Consider the following 24,013-nt stretch of genomic DNA (forward strand, 5'->3'; position numbering starts at 1 on the left):
ATTTTTATTATTTTTATTATTTTTATTATTTTTATTATTTTTATTATTTTTATTATTTTTATTAAGGAAATATATTATGAGAGATTCAAGAATAGAGAAATTAGCAAAAACAATAGTTAATTATTCCTGCAAATTAAAAAAAGGAGAAAAAATATTAATAAAATCTTATGGGGAAGGCGAGGAGAGAAATTTAGCAGCAGCTATTATTAATGAAGTTTATAAAATAGGAGCTAGTCCTTTTGTATGGAATCATGACCCTCATATAATGAGAGAATTATTGAAGCAATGCAATGAAGAGCAGATGAAAATTTGGGCTAAGTCTGATTTAATGCTTATGAAAGATATGGACGCTTATGTAGGTATATGGGGCGGACTTAATAGTGCTGAAAATTCATCTGTAAAAATGGAAAATAATAAGATATATGAAAAGTTTTATTTGAATCCTGTGCATATGAAAGAGAGAGTAAAAAATACTAAATGGGTTGTTATGAATTATCCTACAGCTGCTATGGCTCAGCAGGCTTCTATGAGTACTGATGAGTTTGAAGATTTTTATTTTAAAGTATGCAATTTGGATTATTCTAAAATGTCTAAGGCTATGGATAATTTAGTAAAACTTATGAATAGTACTGATAAAGTAAGAATAGTCGGAAAAGATACAGATTTAACTTTTTCTATCAAAGGAATACCTGCAGTAAAATGTGCAGGCGAAATGAATATACCTGACGGAGAAGTATTTACTGCCCCTGTAAAAAATTCTATTAATGGTGTTTTAAGTTATAATACTCCTTCTTTATACAGCGATGGATTTACTTATGAAAATATTAAATTTGAGTTTAAAAAAGGAAAAATATACGACGCTTCCTGCAATGATACTAAAAGAATAAATAAAATATTAGATACAGATTCTGGCGCCAGATATATAGGTGAGTTTGCTATAGGAGTTAATCCTTATATTACAGAGCCTATGAAAGATATTTTATTTGATGAAAAAATTATGGGTAGTTTTCATTTTACTCCCGGTTCCTGTTATGATGAAGCTCCTAATGGTAATAATTCTCAGATACATTGGGATTTAGTATGTATACAGACTAAAAAATACGGAGGCGGTGAAATTTATTTTGATGATAAGCTAATTAGAAAAGACGGACTTTTTGTTATTGATAGTCTTAAATGCCTCAATCCTAATAATTTAAAATGATATAAAAGGTTTATAAATGAGTAATAAGAAATTTGATATTAGATTTGCTTCTGCTAAAGATGCTGCTGTAATTTTAAAATTTATAAAAGAGCTTGCCCATTATGAAAAATTGGAGCATGAGGTTAGTGCTACTGAAGATATACTTAGAGAATGGATATTTAAAAAGAAAAAATGCGAAGTTTTAATAGCTTCAGAAGATAATATCGAAATAGGGTATGCATTATTTTTTCATAATTTTTCTACTTTCTTGGGAAAGGCAGGTATATATTTAGAAGATTTATATATTACTCCTGATTATAGAGGATTAGGATATGGTAAAAAGCTTTTAAAAGAGGTTGCAAAGATTGCAGTTGAAAGAGGCTGTCAGAGATTAGATTGGCAGTGTTTGGATTGGAATAAATCAAGTATAGATTTTTATTTATCACTCAATGCAGTTGAGATGTCGGATTGGAATTCTTACAGACTAAGCCATAATTTTTTAAAAATATTTGCTGAAGAATAATTAAATATTTTGTATAAATTAAAAATAAAAATTTATTTATAATAAAAAATTTACTATAATGAAAGATAAAAAATTTAATATTAGATTTGCTGAAATTAATGATATACCAACTATAATGAGATTTATAAAAGAGCTTGCTTTGTATGAGCATTTAGAGAATGAACTTAAACTTACAGAGGAGAGTTTAAAAGAAAATATTTTTTATAAGAAAAAAGCAGAAATTATTATTGCTTTTGAAGATGATATTCCTATAGGATATGCTGTATTTTTTGAGACTTTTTCTACTTTTGAGGGAAAGCATTGTCTTTATTTAGATGATTTATATATTAATGATAAATATAGAGGTTTCGGCTATGGCAAGAGATTATTTAAAGAAATTGCTGAAATAGCTTATGAGAGAAACTGCGGCAGATTTGAATGGCAGTGTTTGGATTGGAATAAATCAAGTATAGATTTTTATTTATCTATGAATGCTGAGATGGTTAAGGATGCAAGAGTTTACAGGCTTACAAATGAGGCATTAAAAAAATTAATAAGTATTTAAGTATTAATATATCAGTGTATTAGTGTATTAATGCATAGAAAATATTATTATTATAATAATAGAAAATATTTTTATATATGTTTATTAAAGAGTAATATATTATTAAATCTTGATTATATATAAAAAAGATAGTATAATTGTACAAATTAAGTTTTAAAGAGGTTAGTAATGAAAAAAAGAGTATTGCTTAAAATATCAGGGGAAGCTTTACTTGGTAAAAAGGAATATGGTATTGATAATAATGTTGTTGACAGAATAGCATTAGAGATGAAAGAGGCTGGAAATGAAACTCAAATAGCTGTTGTTGTTGGGGGAGGAAATATTTTTAGAGGCATGCAGCTATCTGATAAGACGGGTATGGTAAGGGCTACTGCAGATTCTATGGGTATGCTTGCTACTATTATGAATGCTATAGCTTTGAAGGATAGATTTATGGCTGCAGGCATTTCTACTCAAATACTTTCTGCTTTTAATATTGAGGGTATGATAGAAGGTTTTGAAAGAGATAAGGCAATTCGTATACTAGATAGAGGAAATGTTTTAATAATAGCAGGAGGCACTTCAAACCCTTATTTTACAACAGACAGTACTGCTATACTTAGAGCTTTAGAAATTGGGGCTTCTATAGTATTAAAAGGGACTAATGTTGATGGAGTATATGATAAGGACCCTAAAAATAATGAAGATGCTGAAATGTATGATAAAATAACTTTTAAAGAAGCTATTAATCAGAATTTACGCGTTATGGATATGACAGCTTTTGCTATGGCTAATGATAATGATATGCCTATAAGGGTATTTAATATGAATAAAATCGGAAATATTACAAAAGCTATTATAGGCGAAGCTATAGGCACTTATGTACATAATTAATTTAAATATACATATAATTAATTTTTAAAAAGGAGGTTTATTTATGCCTTTAGATTTCGGATATATTCCCGTAATTCCAATGTTCATTGGTATAATCATAATATTAATAATTTTATTTATTTTCTTACGCTTCTTTCCTATAGGACTTTGGGTTACAGCTTTATTTTCTGGTGTAAGAATAAATATGATTACATTACTTACTATGCGTTTGAGAAGAGTTAATCCTTCTCTTATAGTATTAAATCAGATAAAGTTATGGAAGGCTGGTTTAAAAATAGGAAGCAATGAACTTGAGGCACATTATTTAGCAGGAGGAAATCCTACTGCAGTTGCCGATGCTTTGATTGCTGCAGATAAAGCTTCATTAGATTTATCATTTGAGAGGGCTGCTGCTATAGATTTGGCTGGAAGAGATTTAGTTGATGCTATAAGAACTTCTGTTTCTCCTAGGGTTATAGCTACTCCATTAATTGCTGCTGTAGCTAAAGACGGTATACAGGTAAAGGCTACCGCCAGAGTTACCGTTAGAACTAATATTAACAGGCTTGTAGGAGGAGCTGGTGAAGAAACAATTATTGCCAGAGTAGGCGAGGGTATAGTTACTACTATAGGAAGTTCCTCTTCGCATAAGGAAGTTTTGGAAAATCCTGACAGAATATCTCAAGTTGTGCTTGCTAAGGGACTTGATTCAGGTACTGCTTTTGAAATACTTTCTATTGATATTGCTGATGTGGATGTAGGAAGCAATATAGGAGCTTTCTTACAAATTGATCAAGCTGAGGCTGATAAAAAGATAGCTCAGGCTAAGGCGGAAGAGAGAAGAGTAATGGCTATAGCTAGAGAACAGGAAATGCGTGCTATGGTTGAAGAGATGAAGGCAAAAGTTGTTGAAGCTGAATCACAATTGCCTCTTGCTATTGCTGAAGCACTTAAAAAAGGCAATATCGGAGTATTAGATTACTATAATATGAAAAATGTTATGGCTGATACAGAAATGCGTTATAGTATATCTGGTATGGATTCAATGAGTAAGAATAGTGATTCTAATTCATCATCTTCAAAATAGTAAATAATTTTTATTAATAAAATATTTAGGCTGTATTTTATATGCAGCCTTTTTATAAAAAAATTATATTAAAATTTTTTATTATACGCTTTCTTATAATATATATTATAAGAAATTATTATAGATGAAAAATCCATTTAGTTTTTTTTACCGTTGTTAACTGTTGCTTTAATCATAGGCTTTTTATCAGGTTTTTTTAAGCCTGATACCTGCGGATTATACGGATATGAATTATTTTTTGACATATATTTATTTTCCTTTATTAAAAGTATAAATTATATATAAATTAAGTCAAGTAATTTTATTATTATTGATTATTAAAAATTGATATATATTTTTTTACAGCAATAATTTAGATAAATTTACATATATCTAGCAATGATTTTTTTGGCAATTTATAATATAAGTTATATTATAATAATACATTAAGCAAAATTAATTTAAGGAAACCTATAATGAAAAAAATATTGTTATTATTACTATCTTCTGTACTATTTTTTATATCATGTTCTAACAATAATACAAATAATATCTTTGAAAGCATAAATGGAAATGAATACTGCCTTAAAACTAATACAAAAATAACAATAGGATTTGAAAATATAAATGTGTATGGAAGTGCCGGCTTAAACAGATATTTTACATCATTTTCTATAAGCAATAATCAAATAATTATAGGTACAAATATAGGAACAACTTTAATGTTAGGAAGCTATGAAGATATGAAAAATGAAGAGGAATTTTTAAATAATTTAAGCAAAGCAAATTCTATTTCATTAAATAATGATGAATTAATAATAAAAACTTCAGAAAATAAAGAATTAGTATTTAAACAAAGACCAATAATTTACTCAGATTTATATCAAAGAGAGTTCATACTTAAAAATAAATATACTGAAATAGGAATTACATTAGCTTTTGATACAAACAGAGTTTACGGATTTTCAGGAGTTAATAGATACTTTGGAGGATATACGCTTACTAATGAAAATAATATAATAATAGGAGCTTTAGGTTCAACTATGATGGCAGGCAGTGATGAAAATATGAAAGCTGAAAGAGATTATACTTCTATTTTATCTGAAGCTTCTAATATATCTTTATCTACGGTAAGTTTGGAAATAACTTCCAAATCTGGAGAAAAATTGATATTTAATGATAATTCTATAAATGACAATAAACTATTAGGAAAAAATTTTAAATTGCATAATTTATACGAATATCCTAATACTGAAATAACGATATCTTTTTATGGAACTAATAATCAAGTTAATGGTTTTGCAGGAGTTAATTATTATAGAACTTCATACAATATTACAAATGATAATGAAGTAAAATTTAATATGTTTGCTATGACTAAAATGTCAGGTGCTAAAGAAGATATGGAAGCTGAATCAAAGTTCTTAAAATATATGGAAAATGCTGAATATATGTATTTAAAGGGAAAAGAATTATTTATAATAGCTAATGACTCTTCAATATTAAGATTTATAGAAAGTTATTTTGAAGCTAAAGCATTAGAAGAAAAACAATAAAAATTATCAAATTGCAGATATAACTTTATCTATAGCAAATAATTCATTTATAGGAAAAGCATAAAATATTAATTATAATATACCATTTGAAATAGAAGGCAGTAAAATAATAAATACAAAATCTTTATTAGATAGAAAAGAAGAAGTACGAATAAAAGAATATTATAATAAAGATAAATATTTAAAGCTTCTGATAAAGCAAATTATAGTAAAGCAAATTATATATCTTATGATAATAATACTTTATGCATAAAAACTTCTGATAATGAAATACTGCTTTTTGATATAATAAATTAAATATATTTTACAGTTTTTATTTATTTATGTTATAATAGTATAGCTACAAAGGTCATTTGTTGCACTCTTAAGATATATATACAAACCCATTATTTCACTCTATGAATTAATAATTCATAGGGTGTTTTTTTATTTTTTATATTTATTAAAACAAAAAAATAAAATTTAAGAATAATAAAAACATATTGATTAATTAAATAATTATTTGTATAATATAAGAAATATATATTAGGATAAGTAAATTGAAAGAATTATTAAAAAAAATATATAGTAAATACAACAGCATAAATATAGAGCAATTCAAGAAATTTTATATAATATCAATGATAATAATATTTTCAGTAATAACTATTGTATTTTCACTTTTAATTGCTGATATAGTAACTCAGCCTGATGTTCAGGCGGTAGAATTATACAAGCCTACGATACCCACAAAAATATATGATATAAAGGGAGAGGTAATTTCAGAATTTTTTACAGAACAAAGAACATTAGTAGAATATAAAGATTTGCCTCATCAGTTAATAGAAGCAATAATATCTATGGAAGATAATAATTTTATGTCTCATTTCGGTATAGATATTTTCGGAATTTTCAGAGGAACTATTGGAAATATATTAACAGGAAAAAGAGCAAGAGGAGCAAGTACTTTAACTCAGCAGGTAGCTAGAAATATAGTATTGAAATCAACTGAAAGAACTATAATAAGAAAGTTAAAAGAAATTTGGGTTACATTCCAAATAGAAAAAAGACTCACTAAAGAAGAAATTATTACTTTATATTTTAATCAAATATATTTCGGGCATTCTGTATACGGAGTTCAGGCTGCAAGCAGATTTTATTTTAATAAGGATGTTCAAAATTTAGATTTAGCAGAATGTGCTATGCTGGCTACACTTCCCCCTGCCCCTAATGCATATTCGCCTATAAATAATCCTAATACATCAATAGCAAGGCATAAAGTAGTTTTAGGAAGAATGAGCGATTTAAAATTCATAAGCACAGAAGAAGCATCAAAAGCTCATAAAGAATTTTGGGAATCTTATACAGGAAAAATAGGAAGAAGAGGCTCTACTGCATACAGTGCATCAATAGACAGAGCTCCTTATGTTACAGAATATGTCAGAAGACAGTTAGTAGATAGATACGGAGAAAAAGCTTTAAAAGAAGACGGGCTGAAAATATATACTACTATAGATATAGAAAAACAAGAAGCAGCACAAAAATTATTAACTGAAGCTCTTACAGAATATAATAATAAATATGAGGGCGGCTCTATGGATATTGCAAATATATACAATAGAGAAACTGTAGATAAAGTAAAAATGATGTCCATATTATTTAATCTGCCTGAAAATACAGCCTATAGTAAATTCAATATTGCTGTAAGAGATACTTTAAATAAATATACTACTTTGCCTTTAGCATTATTATCTGATATACTTGGAATGGAGGAAGTTAATGATATAACAATGGAAGTAATGAAAGCAGATGAAGCAGAACTATCAAGGCAAATAGAAGGTGCATTAACAGCAATAGACCCTAGAAACGGATATATAGTTTCTATGGTAGGAGGTTCAGGATTTACCGCAAGAAATCAGTTTAACAGAGCTACTCAGGCTAGAAGACAGGCGGGAAGTGCTTTCAAGCCTTTTGTATATGCAGCTTCAATGGATGTTACAAATTATAGTCCTTCTACTGTGGTAAGCGATGCTCCTATTGGTTTTGTGCCTGAAGAAGGCGAAGAAGGAAAGGTTTGGATACCTAGAAATTATTCAGGAAATTTCAAAGGAGATGTAACTTTAAGATATGCATTAGCTGCTTCATTAAATATAGCTACCGTTAATGTACTTAACTATGTAGGCATAACTAATACTATAAGGTATGTAGAGCCTATATTTAAAGCGGAGGCTGATTCTGATAGATCAAAAAGAATGTTTAATCATGATTTAACTTTAAGCTTAGGTACAGGATTATTCACACCCTTAGAACTTACAACAGGTTTTGCAGAATTGGCAAATGAAGGAAAAGAAGTTAATCCTATACTTATAAGATATGTTACTGACAGATACGGAATTGTCATAGATAATTTTGAAGATGAATTAAAAAAACAAATAACATTAAGAGGCGGACCTAAACAGGTTGTCAGTAAAGAGGTTTCATATATAATAAGCGATATATTAATGGGAGTATTAAGAGGCGGTACTGCTACAAGTGCTATGTATGAAGCAAAATTTACAAGAAGAGGGGCAGGAAAAACAGGCACTTCTAATGATTGGAAAGATGCTTGGTTTGTAGGATATACTCCTGAACTTGTTACAGGTATATGGATTGGCTTTGATTCATTCAAATACTCTTTAGGAAATAATCAGGTAGGAGGAAGAGTTGCAGCTCCTATATGGGGCAAATATATGGTAGAAGCTTTAAAAGAGGTAAAGCCTACTTGGTATACAAAACCTGAAAATGTAATAAATATGAGAGTATGTGCAATAAGCGGAAAGCTGCCAGGAAACTCATGCTACTCTTTTCAAACCGATTTATTTATAGTAAATAAAGTACCGGCAGAAATATGTAATGTTTGTTCGCATTATTTGGAAGATTCAAATGAACTTGACAGTATAATAGATTCATTCCTTAACTATTAAAAGGAATAAAAATGGATAAGAAAATAATAACAAATATAAATTCCGATATTTTAAGATACAAAAATATATTGGCAATTCCTTCTATACATTCAAGGATTTATTTTTCTTTGGCAGTAAAGGAAGCATTTGAAGAGTTTAAGCCTGACATAATTGCTGTTGAGCATCCCGCTAATTTTGCCGATTCTTTAAGAGAAGCAGTAAGCAGACTTCCATTTGTCAGTTTAATAATAAGAGAGATTGAAGACGAGGCTGTTTATATACCTATAGATCCGTCTGATTCTATTATAGAAGCCGTTCGTATTGCAATTGATGAGGAGATTCCTTTCTTTCCTATTGATAAAGATATAACAGCTGTAAATTCTAATTCTCATTATCTTATGCCTGATGATTATGTTATGAAAAATATAGGTCTTGAAAGATTCTATGAAGAGGTAAAGTCTAAATACACATTTCATAAAGATAAAACTGATGAAGAGAGAGAAATATTTATGGCTAAGAATCTCTATGAACTCTCTAAAAAATATAATAAAATTCTTCTAGTCATAGGAATGTCGCATTGGGAAAATATTGTTTCTATATTAAAAAAACTTGATAATGAAAAAGAAAATGATAAAGAAAAAGAAGATAATGAATATATTATAAATAAAAAACTATATGATGAGTATCAAGATTATGATGAATACGAAGAAAAAGAGCCTAAGATATACAATGTACATAAAGAATCTCTAAATAAAGTACTTGGAGAGTTTCCATTTATAACTTATATGTATGAATTATACAGAAACGGCGAATTAGAGAGCTTTGATAAAATTAATATAATAGAGACAATATTTAAAGAGGCTAAATTAAGATATAAACTTCCTATATCATTTCTTCAGCAAAAAAATATGATGAAATATTTAAGAAATTTATGTCTTTTGGATAATTACATTATACCTGATTATATAGATATGCTTACAGCGGCAAAATGCATGATAAATAATGATTATGCTTTGGAAGTAATGGAAGGAATGGAATATTATCCGTACTACAATGAAGAAGATGATAAATACAGCACAATAAAATTAAATAGAGATCCAAGTACAAATGGTATAGAAGGAATGCTTAAAGATAAAAAAATAAAGCTTCATAAATATGATAATGTATGGAAAACATCTTTAAAAAAAGTTAATGTTACAATGCGTCCAAATGAAAAATATGAGGGAGAATGGAAAGATGTTTGGAATAAAAGAACAAATTTACTTTCACATGTACCTGAAGATATACTTATGGAAAAACATATGAATATATTAAGAGATAAAATAAAAAATATGCTTACAGAGGATAAAGCTAAAATTGAGCCTTTTACAGTAAGTATAAAAGACGGCATTGATATGAGAGAAACTATAAGAAACTATTATAAAAAAGAAATATATGTAAAAGAAATCCCGAAACTCAAAGGAAATATCGGGCATATGGTTGTAATATTCGATGATAAGAATGATGAAGATTATGATTGGAATATAGTTTGGTATAGCGAGGCACATGATGACAGTGATTTAATACTTTACTCTACTGAACCGGGAAATACTCTTGTAGGTCCTGGCATATCAAAATGTTATTTCGGCGGTTATGCATCTCTTATGCCTCCTCAGGCTCCGCATGATGTTTGGAGAATGTATTATGATTTAAAAAAAGAAGGCATTATAAGAAATTATGCCGATTTACTTCTATATACTGCTATAATATATTCTGTAGATAAATATTTAGGGTATATTGCTCCTAATCCTCCTTCAGCTGTATTAAAAGAGTTTGCAAAAAAGAATTCCATAGAAATAGCTTATCTGCCTCTTGCTGCATTTTCAAGCGAGACTTTAAGAAAATTAAGGCATTTTCATGTACTTGGAAATAAAAGACTTAGAAAAATTGCTGATGATTATATAATATAATTATTAATCAATGCTCTTCTAAATAATGGGCGGGCTGGCAGAATAAACAAACAAATTATATATAATTATAATTTTATAAAAATACAAAAATCAATATAATACTTAAAACATATACTTTACAAATATATATTTATATGGTTTAATTATGTTAACAATATAAATTAATCGGAAATACTATTATGGGTAAGACTTCATTAGAGGATATAATAAAAGTAAGCATAGAATTGAAAGCTGATTATAATAATATAATAAAAAATAATAATATAGAATTAGAAATATCAACTGACAGCAGAGATAATTTTAATGAAAATAAATTATTTTTAGCAATAAAAGGAGAAAAATTTGACGGAAATAAATTTGCATTAGAAACTTATAATAAAGGATGCAGATATTTTATTTTAAGCGATAAAGAAGTAAAACTTCCAAACGATGCTTTAGTTTTTTATACTGATGATACTATACTTTTTTTCATAAAATTAGCAAGAGAGTATAGAAGGAGATTCAATATACCTATAATATCAATAACAGGAAGCTGCGGCAAAACAACTGCAAAAGAATTAACTCATTTATTTTTATCAACAAAATATAAAACATTAAAAACTGAAGGCAATTTAAATAATGAAATAGGAGTTCCTAAAACTATATTTAATTTAGATAATAGTTATGAAATAGCAGTAATTGAAGCAGGTATGAATCATAAAAATGAACTTTTAAGAATATCTGAGGCAGCACAATCAAATACAGTTATAATAAATAATATAGAACCTGTGCATATTGCATATTTAGGTTCCATAGAAAATATTGCATTAGCCAAATCCGAACTTTTTAATCATACAAAAGAAAATGCCGATGCTGTAATAAATAAAAATACTAATTGTACTGATATATTGAAAAAAGAAGCAGAAAAAAACAATATAAAAAATATAATAGAAACTGATATAAAAGAAATAATAAAAAAAGATGATAATACATTTGAATATAAAGGAATAATTTTCAGACATAATTTAATCGGAGATTTTAATTTATATAATATATTGTCAGCATTAAAGGCAGCAGAACTTTATAATGCCGATTTGCAAAAATGTGCTGATATACTTTCATCTTATGAATCTCAAAAAAACAGAATGCAGATAATGAATATCAAAGGCTGCAATATAATAAATGACTGCTATAATTCTAATCCTACCGCATTAAAAAATATGCTTAAGTTTTTATCTCAAAGAAGAGAATCAAAAAAAATTGCTGTAATAGGCGATATGCTTGAAACAGAAACTGAAAACTCATCTTATCATAAAGAGATAGGAAATATTATAAATGAATTAAAAAATATAGATACTGTTATAGCTGTAGGAAATCTATCAAAAGATATATATGATACTATTAACTGCGAAAAATATTATTTTGAAGATTCTGAAAGCTCTATAAAAAAAGTAACAGAGTTTTTAAAATATGATACGGCAATGCTTATAAAGGCTTCATTAGGTATGAAATTTTCTCTGATAATAGATGCTGTAAAAAATATATAAAGGCTTAAATTAATGAATAATTTAATAAAAAGAAACTCTATAATAGCTTTTATATTGCTTGATGATAAAAATTTCAATGATTTTACATATCAGTTAAAAAAAGATTGGAATATAGATACTGCAGTTATCAGCTGTAAAAATAAAAATTCATTTGCCATTGAAGAGGCAGACTTTCAATATGAACTTGCTCCTTTTAATATCCCTAATAATGAAGCTGAAATACTTATGAATTATAATGATATAGATGAATTGACAAAACAAAAAATACTCAATCATAAATCATTTTTATCTATAAATGTTAATGCTGATAAAACAGATTTTAAAGATATTGCTTTAATATTCAGTAAAATTTGCTATTCTATAATAAAAACAAATAATGTATCTGCTGTTTTAATAGGCAGTATTAATTTACTTATTTCTGGCAGCATATATTTATTTGAGATGAATGAATATATTAAAAATAATAAATATTTTCCTGCTAGATTATGGGTGAGAATTGATGTTTTTTCTGATAATAATGGAAATCATGCTTATACTGAAGGACTTAAAAATTTCGGTAAATATGAGATTATGGCTTATAAAACTGTAAGAGAGGCTGAAAGCATAATAAACTTATTAATAATATTATCAAGAAGCATTATAGAAAATAATCTTGATATTAAGGACGGCAATACTATGCAGACAGATGACAACTATATAGGAATGTTTAAATTCTTTGATAATAAATTCATTATGCTTGAAAAAAATTTAAAAGACATAAATAAAAATAATCAGACTTAACAATTTTAATGTATACTTCAAATTATTTTATAAACTAGGCTGATATAATAAAGCTTAATATTTTTAATAATAAAAAATAATATTTAATTATATGAAAATAATATGTAATTATCAAATAATAATTGACTTTTTTTTATATTATGCTATTATTATCGAACCGATTATATTGGTAAACTTTTCCATAATAGCAAAATGTTCTTACATTATTCTTTAATAAAATTTTAGAATATAAAAAAGACATTGTTACTTGAATTTAGTAATCAAAGCATTATGACTTTTTAATACTAATGTTTAATATATGAAATTTATGGATAGGGTGCCTTAATCGGTACTCTATTTTTATTTTAAAGGATATGATTATGTCATTACCAGTTATGAAAGACCTTTTAGAGGCAGGTGTACATTTCGGGCATCCTACTAGAAAATGGGACCCTAGAATGAAGCCTTTTATTTTTCAGGAGAGAAATGATATTTATATTATTGATCTTATGAAAACTTTAACTTATGTTAAAAAAGCTTATGATGCTGTTAAGGAAATGGCTAGAAACGGCGGAAATATTCTTTTTGTAGGCACTAAAAAACAAGCTTCTCAAAGCATTAAAGAGGCTGCTGAAAGATGCGATATGTACTATATTAATAATCGCTGGCTTGGAGGAATGCTTACAAATTTTGCCACTATCAAAAAAAGTATTGCAAGACTTAAAAAAATAGAAAAAGAGGAAGTAGACGGTACTTTTGATAAACTCCCTAAAAAAGAGGTTATACTTCTTCTTAAAGAAAAAGAGAGACTAGAGAAGAACTTCGCAGGTATTAAGGATATGGAGAATCTGCCTGATATGATTTTTGTTATAGATCCTATGCAGGAAGCTATTGCTGTAAGCGAAGCTAGAAAATTAGGAATACCTGTAGTTGCTGTTGTGGATACTAATTGTAATCCTGATGTTATAGATCATCCTATACCCGGAAATGATGATGCTATAAGAGCTATAAGTTTATTTTCAGGTGTTGTTGCTTCTGCTGTTATAGAAGGACAGAATGAGGCAGGTAAGGAAACATTGGCTAAGCATGATTCTTCTTCAAGCGAATCAGATGAAGAGGTTTATGATAATAGTGCTGCTGAGGCTGTTGCTGAAAAATACGGTGTTTCTCAGGAAGATGATCAGTAATTTATTATACTTGATTTTGTGTATTTAATAAAAATAAAATATTTAATATAAAGGATAAATTTGATGGCAAATATTAGTATGGATACTATTAAAGAGCTTAGAGAGCGTACAGGCGTAGGTATAATGGACTGTAAAAAGGCTCTTCAGGAAACTGACGGCGATATGGATAAGGCTATTCGTCTTCTTAAAGAAAAAGGTGCGGCTGTTGCTGCTAAAAAAAATGACCGCACAGTTAAAGAGGGTTCTATAGGTTTTTGTGTTAATGATGATAGAACAAAGGCTGCCTGCATAGAACTTCAATGCGAAACTGATTTTGTTGCTAAAAATGAATTATTTATCAATTTAGCTAAAACAATTTCAAATACGGCTATGAGTTTAGATGATGTTTCAGTAGATACGCTTTTAAATGCTAAAGCAGACGGCGGAGATACTATTCAAGGTATGATAAATGAAGGCATACAGAAATGGGGAGAAAAAACTGTTCTTGCTGAAGCTAAAGTTATGAAAACAGACGGATTTTTCGGTACTTATGCACATTTCAACAATAAGCTTGTTGCTATAGTAGAATTTGATGTTAAGCCTAAAGGAAAATGTCAGGAAATAGCAGATCAGATTGCTATGCATGTGGCTAGTGAAAAACCTCTTGCTTTAAATAGGGAAGGAATAGATGCTAATGCTGTAAAAGAACAAAGAGAAATATTTGAAAAGCAAGTAAAAGATGCCGGAAAGCCTGAAAATATGATAGAAAAGATTGTTGAAGGTAAAATGAATTCTTGGTATTCTGAGTCTGTTCTTATAGACCAGAAATTATTTACTGATAATAAAATTTCTATTAAAAGTTTGATAGATGAAATTTCTAAAGAAGCAGGCTCATCAGCTTCCATCAAAAACTTTGTAATTGTTTCATTAGGCTTATAATAAAATAATTACTGAATATAAAAAACTAAAAATAAAAAAATTAAGCGGATTGTTATTTTTTATAGCAGTCCGTTTTTTATATAATTAAATAAAAAAAGCTATGATATTTATTTCTAATATCATAACCTTTTTTTAATTAATAGAGTATAATAAATAATTAATCACTGAATGATATAACACCTTCAATAATAGCTTCAAATCTCTCTGGTTCAATAATTATAACAGTATCATCTACTTTTAAGTTAGGTGCAAAATCTCCTATACTTATTAAGAATGAGTGAGCACTCTTATATTGTCTTGCATATTCCATAAATTGATCCACAGTTTCCTGTCTCATAGGATATCCTGAAGTATCTAATGCAAATGTACTCTTATAAGACTGACCTTCAGAACCGAATTTCTTAATAGTAACGAAGAATACCAATGTATCAGATTTTTTGATATGATCTGTAACTACATATCCATTTATAGTTAATATTCTGTAGAAATGCTTTTCTAGGTATTCTACAATATCCATTTCTAATGCAGTTCTAAATGCATTATTGGCAATAATAGAACTGTAAGTCTTCAATTTCTGGTCAACATCTAAATATATATTTCTAATAGATTTTATTATTTCCCATTGCTTAACTGCCGCTTCAAACTGCTTATTTTTTACAAGAGTTTCAGCATATCTGTATCTTTCATCTACAACCTTCTCGCTGACTACATCTTCTTTATTAAGAACTTGTCCGTAATATTCTCTTGCTTTAGAATAGTTTCCAAGTTCATAATATGAATTAGCAAGATTTAATGATATTGTATCTTTATCTGATATTTCATTACTGCCGTAGGCTATTTCTAATTCTTTTATAGCATTTGGAAAATCTCTGCTTGAAGATAATATTTCTCCTAATAAAAGGTGGTATGAAGGATTTGTCTGATCCAATGCTATTGCTTTTTCTATTTGCTGCTGAGCTGCATGATAAGAACGAATTTTATAAAAACAATTAGCAAGCATATATAATAATTGGGGATTGCTGTCATTTTGGGCTGCTGCTAAAGAAAAGTATTTCTGAGCCTGAACCCATTCCTGATAATTATAGCAAACAACTCCTGCTTTATATAAAGAGTCATAATCCTGATCTTTTATTTTTGTGATCATATCATACTCTTCCATAGCTTTTTTACTGTTTCCTGTTTGTTCATATATCTTTGCTAAAAATTCTCTTACAGATAATTCGGTTAATTCTTTAGTAAAATATGCTCCGTCTATCATATTCTGAAGTGCTGCCATAGATAATATATATTGCTGCTGCTTGTAATACATATTAGCTGTCATCCATAATATATTTGCATCTTTTTTATGTTTAGGATCTAATGTATTAATTTCTCTCATGGCTACATCATAATTTTGTTCATTATAGGCTTGAACAATTTTTTTAAGCTTAATAGGGTATGAGCCGCTCTTAATAACATATTGTGTTGCAAAACCTAATAAAACAATTAAAACTAATATTACAATTAATGAAGCTTCCACGATTATTATCCCTTTTATTCATAAAATATGACTGGACTTCCAGTTTCTTCTGATTCATTTAAAGCATCTTTAATTTTTCTCATCATAATATCTTTTATAACAAATACAGATATTTTATTAGATTTATTATTAGAAAAATCAAATCCGCTTACTGCCATAGATACATTGATATCTACTGTTTCATCATTATATTCAAAATTATAATTTTTTAATACTTTAAAATATCTTTTAGTAGTTTTCCAAGCTCCTTCTTCATTTGCAAAAATTGCTGAATATATAATATCTTCATAAAGCATGCATTGATTTTCTCCTATTCTTGCATTTTTCTTTATTACCTTTATAAGTTCATCTTCTAATTTTCTGTAAGCCTCATTCCCATACTCATTAATAATAGAATTTGAATTAGATATTTTGAATGCCATTATTCCTATAGAATGCTTATGTCTTTGCGAAAATGCTATTATACTTTTCATAGTATTTGAAAATATTGCATATTCTGATTTATCCGTTACAATTTCATTATTACTGTCATCATCTAATACTATATCATCTTCTATAGAATATCCTAAATTGTATAATATAGTTTTATATGTAAAAATCATAAGTTTTTTTATATTATATGATAATTGTATTGATATAAAAAATAATCCTGCTGCTAATATACCGCTGTAAAATGTATAATCTTTTTTATATAATAACTTTTGTATTTCAGGAACATAGCTGAGAGATAGTATTATTATTACGGATGTTACTATGAAAAAAAGCATATTTTCAATAGTTTTAGAAAGCCCTGTATAATTTTTAGTAGGCTGCATTAATACTATTATAAAAGCATATAATATAGAAATGCCTATCCATATCCATACCCAAATATCTAATGCATACAATAAATACACAAAGAAATTTTGTATATTAGGAGATATTAATAATATATACATAGGTATTATTACAGCACTATATATTAATGTACATATCATAGCGGCAAGAAAGCCGTATATATAAGATTTAGATAGGTTTATTTGTTTATCTTCCATAGTAGTTCCTAAAGTAGTTCTTAATTTTTTCGCCATATTGCATTATTATATTTAAGTGAGTATTGTCCGAATATTTTCATTATCTTTTCTAATTCTAGTTTATTAGAATAAATAGCATATTCGAGACCTTTTTTACCCTTACTTATAGCCGCAATAAAACTATCTTCTGTTATAGAAACTGCATTAGCTCCTAACATAAAATATTTAAATACATCAGCTCCGTATCTAGGAGATTCTGCAAGAGATGTTAATTGCATTTTATGATTATTATGCAAATTACATGCTGCTCTACTAATAGTATCGGCAACTTTTTCCATACCTTTTAATGTATACTTATTATTATTTGAAAAATATACGGCATTTGCGTATGCTGAATTAATATTATAAATATCATTTTCGCTGGATATGCCCTTAATTATTACAGGTATATCTATCTGCTTTATTATTTTAGATAATTCTTTTTCGCTTTTCACATAAATTTTATCATTTGAATTAATATCATAGCAATAAGAAAAATCTATTCCTACAGCACAGGCTCCGTTTTTTTCTGCTTCTCTCAATCTATAAAGCAGCACATCTTTAGGATTATTACTATTAATCATAATAATTCCTCTTTTACTTCCCTTTATAGTTTTTACAGATAATTCAAATAATTCTTCATTATTGAAATCATTTAATACAGCTAATACTTCGCAGTTGGAAGCAGTGTCTATCATTATTTCATAATATTCTCTTATATCCATTATGCCGTCTATTACTTCTATTAGATTATGTATAGTATCTATTATTATAGGCTGAGAAACATGCATATTGAATAATGTTGTTTCTAATTTTATTTCTTTTTCTTCATGTATTATGCTTGGATTGAATGAATAATTATAAAGTCCTGTTTTCTCATCAATATCATCTTTAAATAAATAATTTGCATTATGTTTTGATGCTAATTTTTCCTGAGCTATTCTTTTTATTTCTTCTATTGTAATGCTTTTTTCATCGGTAAGCCTGAAATGTACTGCACTCATAGCCTTATTTGCTATAGCTATAGCCTCATCTCTTGTCTTTCCAACTGTAATTATATTTCCTGCTTTTTCCAAATTATTTGTAGGAGTAACTAATATATCTCCTGCTTTTGTCTTTATAAATATTTCTTTAACGCCTTCTATCTTTTTAGCATTTTCAATTCCGTCAATAGATTCTATTATACCTGTACCCGGAAGAAATGCTTTTTCAACGGATACTTTATCCCATTTATGTTTTAAATCGCTTGGAGGATTTCCCAATGCTATTTCTATTGCATTTTTTATTAAATTTACTCCCGTAGAAATAGGGTAGGTATAGGCACTCATAAATCCGCCTGATAATCTTGCTGCAATTTCTCCAACCATAGCACCATTTTTAGTTATTTTTATATCGCCTTTGGCAGCTCCTATTTTTAAATTTAATGCCTTTATTCCTGCTTTCATAACATTAACAGCATCGTCTATTTTTTCTTTTTCTAATGCAGAAGGCATAATATGTCCTGTTTCTATGAAAAAAGGAGGAAATTCTATTATTCTGTCAGCAATACCTGTAACATATATCTCATCATTATATATAAGCATATCAATAGAAAGTTCAGGTCCGTCCATAAACTCTTCTATTATAACCTCTCCTGAAGGCGAAGCACTTTTTGCCCTATTAAAAGCAGCTAATATATCATCTTCATTTGATACCTTCATAACGCCTCTAGCCCCCATATTATCGGCAGGCTTAACTACAACAGGCTTATTTAAATGCTTATATGCCTCCATAGCCTCTTCATAATTCCATACAGGAAAGAAATTAGGCTGAGGAACATTATTTTTTTTGAATCTTTCACGCATTCTTATCTTATTTGAAGCAGCATAAGCATCTTCAAATCTATTACCTGGCAACCCTAATGCATTGGCAACAGCAGCAACGGTAGTAGAAGCATCTGTACCTACAGTAATAACGCCATGTATTTCCATTTTCTGACTTAAATCTCTGGCAGCTCTTACACTTCCATCAACATCTCTAGTAGATACAATCATAGGATAGTCGGCTATTTTCATACCATATGCATCTTTATTATAATCAAATACTATTGTATAAATGCCCATTTCCTGAGCTATTTGTATAGCTGGTACTTGAAGCAGACCTGCACCTATTATTATTATTCTTTTACCTTTCATAATTAGTATTGCCTTTTATTTATTTTTTAATATAATTTAAAATATTCTTTAAATATAATTTAAAATATTACTTTATAGTGATATTAGTATCGAAATTTTAATACTAAACTGAAGAATTTTTACTTATATTATAATTAGATTTTTGGAGATAAAAATGAACAAAATCAATAAAAAAGAAATTATAAAAGATGAGGCTAAATTTAATGATTTTCTATCTCTTGATATTAGAATAGGTACTATAATAGAAGCGGAAGATTTTCCCAAAGCTAAAAAACCTGCATATAAATTAAAAATAGATTTCGGAGAATTAGGAGTAAAAATATCTTCTGCACAAATAACTAAATTATATAAAAAAGAAGATTTGATAGGAAAGCGTATAGCTGCTATTGTTAATTTTCCTAAAAAGCAGATAGCAAATTTTTTCTCTGAATGTTTAGTTTTAGGGGCTGTAAAGGATAATGGGGAAGTTATATTATTAACTGCTAATGAAAAGTGTGAAAACGGACTTCCTATAGGTTAATATTTATATAAAGCTCTAATTATTAAATTCCAAGTCTTCAAATGAATCTTTATCTAATAATTCATAATGATATCCCTGTTCTGTTAGGAATAATTGTCTTTTATGAGCAAAATCTTCTTCTTTTGTGTCAGTTGTTATAATAGAGAAGAAATAACTTTTATTTTCGCCTTTTTTTGGACGAAGTACTCTTCCTAGTCTTTGGGCTTCTTCCTGCCTTGAGCCGAAAGTACCTGAAATTTGTATCAAAACATTTGCATCTGGTAAATCTACTGCTAAATTGGCAACTTTACTTACTATAAGTATTTTTATTTCGCCTGATTTAAATCTTTTGTATATTGCATCTCTTTCGCTTTGAGGTGTTTTTCCTGTTATTATAGTATAGCCTGTTATTTTTTTCATTTCATTTAATTGATCCAAATACTGACCTATTATGAGTATATTTTTGCCGTCAAGCTTTTCTATAATTTTTTTTACTATTGTATATTTTAATATATTTTCGCTTGCTATTCTAAATTTTACCTTATCGCTTGAAACTATATAATCAGCTCTATGACTGTCATCTAAAGGTATTCTTATATCATAGCAGTATGCCTTTGCGATGAATTTTTTTTCTTCTAATTCACGCCAAGGTATATCAAATTTTTTAGGACCTATAAGACAGAAAACATCTTTTTCAAGTCCGTCTTCTCTTACTAAAGTAGCAGTAAGCCCTAATCTTCTCATACTTTGAATTTCGCTTGTAAGTTTTATTATAGGGGCGGGAAGCAAATGCACTTCATCATATATTATAAGCCCCCAATTATGCTGGAAAAATAATTCAAAATGTATGAACGGAGATTCTTTATTTTTTCTGTATGTGAGTATTTTATATGTTGCTATAGTTATAGGCTTTATTTCTTTATTTAAGCCATTATATTCTCCTATATCTTCGGCAGGTATATCTGTTTTATCTAATATTTCATCTTTCCATTGCCTGCATGCTGTAACTCCCGTAACTATTATTAAAGTTTTTGTTTGAATTTTATGCATTGCAGCTATTCCGACAATAGTTTTTCCTGTTCCGCATGGAAGGGCTATAACACCAGCTCCGCCTTCAGGCTTGCCGTCTGCATAAAAAACATCTACAGAATTTTTTTGATAATCTCTTAAAGAAAAATCTTCTTCGCTTGATGCTAATGTTTTTCTCATATTAAAATGATACTCTTCGCCTTTTTTATACCCAGCTAAATCCTGAACGGGATATCCTATATTAATAAGGGCAAGTTTTATATGTCCTCTATATGCAGCATCTATTTCCAATTTATTAGGATTTATTTCTGCTTTTATATATTTTGTCATCAATTTATAATGCAGAATTTCATCTATAATATTTTTATCTTCACTGATAAGATAATATTTATCATCTTCTTTTATTATTTTTATTCTTCCGTATTTTTCTATACTTGTTTCTATCTGTTTTATTATATTTTTTGGTATTTCATAGGATGCATATTTTTTTAAGAAATTAATGATTTGCTCTGATTTATAATTCAAACTTGCAGCATTCCATAAAGATACTAATGTTATCCTATATGTATGTATATATTCAGGGCTTTTTACTAATTCTGCAAATACAAGCATAAAATTTCTAATTTCTTCAAAATGTTTTGTACTTACATCTAATAAAATTGTACCGTCGCCTTGAACTATAAGAGGAGCATTCTTATTCAATTTTTTTTCCTTAAAATAAAAAATATTAGCTTTTATTAATAAACATTATTTTCTATTAATGAAATATTTTCTCTAAAAAGAGCTAAGTATTCTATATTATTAGTATTTTTAGAAACCCAAGATTTTAATACATTCAAAGCTTTTGTTTTATCATTTTGTGCTATATAAATATCAGATAATGTTAATGCTGCCTGAGGAATTAAGTAGCTTTTAGGATATGCTTTCATAAAATTTTCCAAAGTAGAAGCAGCCTGAGTATAATTAGTTAATTCTATTTGAGTATTTGCTAAATTATACATTGCTGTTTCCTGCAAGTAAAAACCTCTTGAATTTGCAGCTTCCTGATAATATTTTTCAGCTTCTTTAAAATTATTAATATCATAATAAACAGAGCCTAAAGCATAAGCACTTCTTAATTTTAAATTCTTGCCTTTAGCTGAGTTATATGCTTTTTGGAATCTTGAAGTAATATCTATTATTAAAGCAGGATTATTTAATTGTTCTTCTGGAAGCTGAGCATTTTGATATACATTATATAATGCTAAAGCAGATTCAAATTCACTATTAATTTTAGCATCCTGACTTTCTATATTTGATTTATAAAGTAAAATTCCTGCTATAATTACTATTATTAGTATAAATCCTGATATTATTATTATTCTATTATTATAAACATATGTAAATATTAATTCTGCATTTTTCTGTATTTTACTAGTATTTTCAGACATAAGAATCCTCTTAAAACTTATTTCTTAAAATTATTATTTAGAATAGTCAATTATAATAATTAAATTTAAAAAAATCAAGTATTTATTTTATTTATATACATTTTTATATACATTAATTTTTTAACTATTGTTTATTATATTAGTTATGATATAATAGAAAAATTAAAAATTTATTAGGTATAATTTATGTCTTTGCAAAAATTGAATTCTAATGACGAAGCAGTAGCCATTAAAATGTCAGCAGAATATAGTGATTTGAATAAATATATATATATGGTATTTTTTATAGATAAATATAATAATTGTTTAATAGATTTTACTTTTGTTATTTCTGATGATTATAAGCTTCTTAATTTTTTAAATGCATATACTGATTTGCTTGAATTATATAAACATATAAAAATTTATAATAGATTAAATAATAACAATTCTGAATATTTAAAAAAATTTAATGAAGTAATTATGAATATTATGAGCGAAGAGAAAAATATTAATAATATTATAATATATCAGAGTAATAATAATAATATTTCTATAATTGATATATTTTCAAGCAGTATGAGCAGATTTATGGATTTTCATATAGGAGTATTTGATGTAAGCAGTAAAATTATTGATATTAATTCTGTACGCTTAGCTATAGAAAATGTTAATAAAGAAATAGAGGAAGGCTCTTCTATGCATATAGCTAATAATAATAGTGCAGAGCAAAATACAGATAATAATGAACCTGAAACTCCTTCATATAAATTAATTGAAGCTTCATTTATAGTTGACCCTATGGGAGGAAAATCAATTAATGATATAGAGCCAGGAGATAAAGTTATAGTCAGCATAAACTCTAATACAGTAGAAGAAAATATTATATATCTTGAACTTAAAGGAAAAAAAGATAAAAACTCTAAATATTTAGTACCTGCTGAAGTTTTAGAAAAAACTGCAGAAGAAAAGTCTATTAAAATATTATTAAAATTGATAGACGGATACTGCTGTTTAATAGAAGAGATTGAACCTATTAAATTAAAGCTTTTTAGTCCTAATAAGGATATTAAAGATATTAAGGATGCTAACAATGAAGAAAATATTTTAGAAAATAAAGATAATACATTTTTAGAAAAAATTTTTTCTAAATTTAATATGTTCAAATTAATTATGTTTGGATTAGGTACTATTATAATACTTGTTTTTTTGGCAATATTATATGTATTTTATTTTCAAATTTAATTGATAAAATTATTTAATTTATTTATATTATTATTGCTAGCGATAAACTTTTTTATTATTGCTAATAAAAATTATGAGCTTTGATACTCTGCAATTCTTACGAAT

At 27.5% G+C, this 24,013-nt stretch carries 19 protein-coding genes; 14 read left to right on the forward strand and 5 right to left on the reverse strand.

Annotated elements, in window-relative coordinates; genetic code table 11:
- Positions 1–76: 76 nt before the first annotated feature.
- From QZ288_RS04585 to tsf, 12 genes are all read left to right on the forward strand, one after another.
- Positions 77–1,201, forward strand: coding sequence for an aminopeptidase (locus QZ288_RS04585; RefSeq protein WP_295155584.1), 1,125 nt, complete (start codon positions 77–79; stop codon positions 1,199–1,201).
- Positions 1,202–1,217: 16 nt separating this feature from the next.
- The gene (locus tag QZ288_RS04590) at positions 1,218–1,703 is read left to right on the forward strand and encodes a GNAT family N-acetyltransferase (protein ID WP_295155587.1); all 486 of its coding nucleotides are present in this window, start codon (positions 1,218–1,220) and stop codon (positions 1,701–1,703) included.
- 58 nt (positions 1,704–1,761) lie between these two features.
- Complete coding sequence (locus tag QZ288_RS04595) at positions 1,762–2,247, forward strand: GNAT family N-acetyltransferase (RefSeq protein WP_295155589.1); 486 nt, start codon at positions 1,762–1,764, stop codon at positions 2,245–2,247.
- Between the two features lie 168 nt (positions 2,248–2,415).
- A complete protein-coding gene (gene pyrH, locus QZ288_RS04600; protein WP_295155592.1) occupies positions 2,416–3,120 on the forward strand; it encodes a UMP kinase in 705 nt (234 codons plus the stop codon).
- Positions 3,121–3,163: 43 nt separating this feature from the next.
- Positions 3,164–4,186: a flotillin-like protein FloA gene (gene floA, locus QZ288_RS04605; RefSeq protein ID WP_295155595.1), complete on the forward strand. Its 1,023-nt coding sequence runs from the start codon at positions 3,164–3,166 to the stop codon at positions 4,184–4,186.
- Between the two features lie 455 nt (positions 4,187–4,641).
- Positions 4,642–5,721, forward strand: a complete 1,080-nt coding sequence (locus QZ288_RS04610; RefSeq protein ID WP_295155598.1) for an META domain-containing protein — start codon at positions 4,642–4,644, stop codon at positions 5,719–5,721.
- Between the two features lie 539 nt (positions 5,722–6,260).
- Positions 6,261–8,663 carry a PBP1A family penicillin-binding protein gene (locus QZ288_RS04615; RefSeq protein ID WP_295155601.1) on the forward strand — a complete coding sequence of 801 codons (2,403 nt, stop codon included), beginning with the start codon at positions 6,261–6,263 and terminating at the stop codon, positions 8,661–8,663.
- A gap of 11 nt (positions 8,664–8,674) precedes the next feature.
- The gene (locus tag QZ288_RS04620) at positions 8,675–10,591 is read left to right on the forward strand and encodes a conjugal transfer protein TraB (RefSeq protein WP_295155604.1); all 1,917 of its coding nucleotides are present in this window, start codon (positions 8,675–8,677) and stop codon (positions 10,589–10,591) included.
- A 179-nt stretch (positions 10,592–10,770) separates the two neighbouring features.
- Positions 10,771–12,117, forward strand: a complete 1,347-nt coding sequence (murF, locus tag QZ288_RS04625) for a UDP-N-acetylmuramoyl-tripeptide--D-alanyl-D-alanine ligase (RefSeq protein WP_295155607.1) — start codon at positions 10,771–10,773, stop codon at positions 12,115–12,117.
- Positions 12,118–12,129: 12 nt separating this feature from the next.
- The gene (locus tag QZ288_RS04630; RefSeq protein WP_295155610.1) at positions 12,130–12,897 is read left to right on the forward strand and encodes a DUF4261 domain-containing protein; all 768 of its coding nucleotides are present in this window, start codon (positions 12,130–12,132) and stop codon (positions 12,895–12,897) included.
- Positions 12,898–13,256: 359 nt separating this feature from the next.
- The gene (gene rpsB / locus QZ288_RS04635; RefSeq protein WP_295155613.1) at positions 13,257–14,063 is read left to right on the forward strand and encodes a 30S ribosomal protein S2; all 807 of its coding nucleotides are present in this window, start codon (positions 13,257–13,259) and stop codon (positions 14,061–14,063) included.
- A gap of 63 nt (positions 14,064–14,126) precedes the next feature.
- Positions 14,127–14,981, forward strand: coding sequence for a translation elongation factor Ts (gene tsf, locus QZ288_RS04640; protein ID WP_295155615.1), 855 nt, complete (start codon positions 14,127–14,129; stop codon positions 14,979–14,981).
- Between the two features lie 157 nt (positions 14,982–15,138).
- Here the strand turns inward: tsf and QZ288_RS04645 are convergent, their stop codons facing one another.
- From QZ288_RS04645 to QZ288_RS04655, 3 genes are read right to left on the reverse strand one after another with little or no spacing between them, the layout of a single operon-like run.
- Positions 15,139–16,500, reverse strand: coding sequence for a tetratricopeptide repeat protein (locus QZ288_RS04645; RefSeq protein WP_295155620.1), 1,362 nt, complete (start codon positions 16,498–16,500; stop codon positions 15,139–15,141).
- Between the two features lie 14 nt (positions 16,501–16,514).
- Entirely contained in the window at positions 16,515–17,534 is a 1,020-nt protein-coding gene (locus QZ288_RS04650) for a hypothetical protein (RefSeq protein ID WP_295155640.1), read from the reverse strand.
- Positions 17,535–17,554: 20 nt separating this feature from the next.
- Complete coding sequence (locus QZ288_RS04655; RefSeq protein WP_295155623.1) at positions 17,555–19,726, reverse strand: ATP-grasp domain-containing protein; 2,172 nt, start codon at positions 19,724–19,726, stop codon at positions 17,555–17,557.
- A 154-nt stretch (positions 19,727–19,880) separates the two neighbouring features.
- Between QZ288_RS04655 and QZ288_RS04660 the strand changes: the two genes are divergently transcribed.
- Positions 19,881–20,246 carry a tRNA-binding protein gene (locus QZ288_RS04660; protein WP_295155626.1) on the forward strand — a complete coding sequence of 122 codons (366 nt, stop codon included), beginning with the start codon at positions 19,881–19,883 and terminating at the stop codon, positions 20,244–20,246.
- A gap of 15 nt (positions 20,247–20,261) precedes the next feature.
- On the opposite strand, the gene QZ288_RS04665 is transcribed toward QZ288_RS04660, so the two are convergent.
- Together QZ288_RS04665 and QZ288_RS04670 are read right to left on the reverse strand one after the other, a co-directional pair.
- Complete coding sequence (locus QZ288_RS04665) at positions 20,262–21,956, reverse strand: DNA repair helicase XPB (RefSeq protein WP_295155629.1); 1,695 nt, start codon at positions 21,954–21,956, stop codon at positions 20,262–20,264.
- A 35-nt stretch (positions 21,957–21,991) separates the two neighbouring features.
- Positions 21,992–22,684, reverse strand: coding sequence for a tetratricopeptide repeat protein (locus QZ288_RS04670; protein ID WP_295155632.1), 693 nt, complete (start codon positions 22,682–22,684; stop codon positions 21,992–21,994).
- A 186-nt stretch (positions 22,685–22,870) separates the two neighbouring features.
- On the opposite strand from QZ288_RS04670, the gene QZ288_RS04675 reads away from it, so the two are divergent.
- A complete protein-coding gene (locus tag QZ288_RS04675) occupies positions 22,871–23,908 on the forward strand; it encodes a hypothetical protein (protein ID WP_295155635.1) in 1,038 nt (345 codons plus the stop codon).
- Positions 23,909–24,013 lie beyond the last annotated feature (105 nt).

Origin of the sequence: uncultured Brachyspira sp., from assembly GCF_910578695.1 — a bacterium.
Taxonomy (GTDB): Bacteria; Spirochaetota; Brachyspiria; order Brachyspirales; family Brachyspiraceae; genus Brachyspira.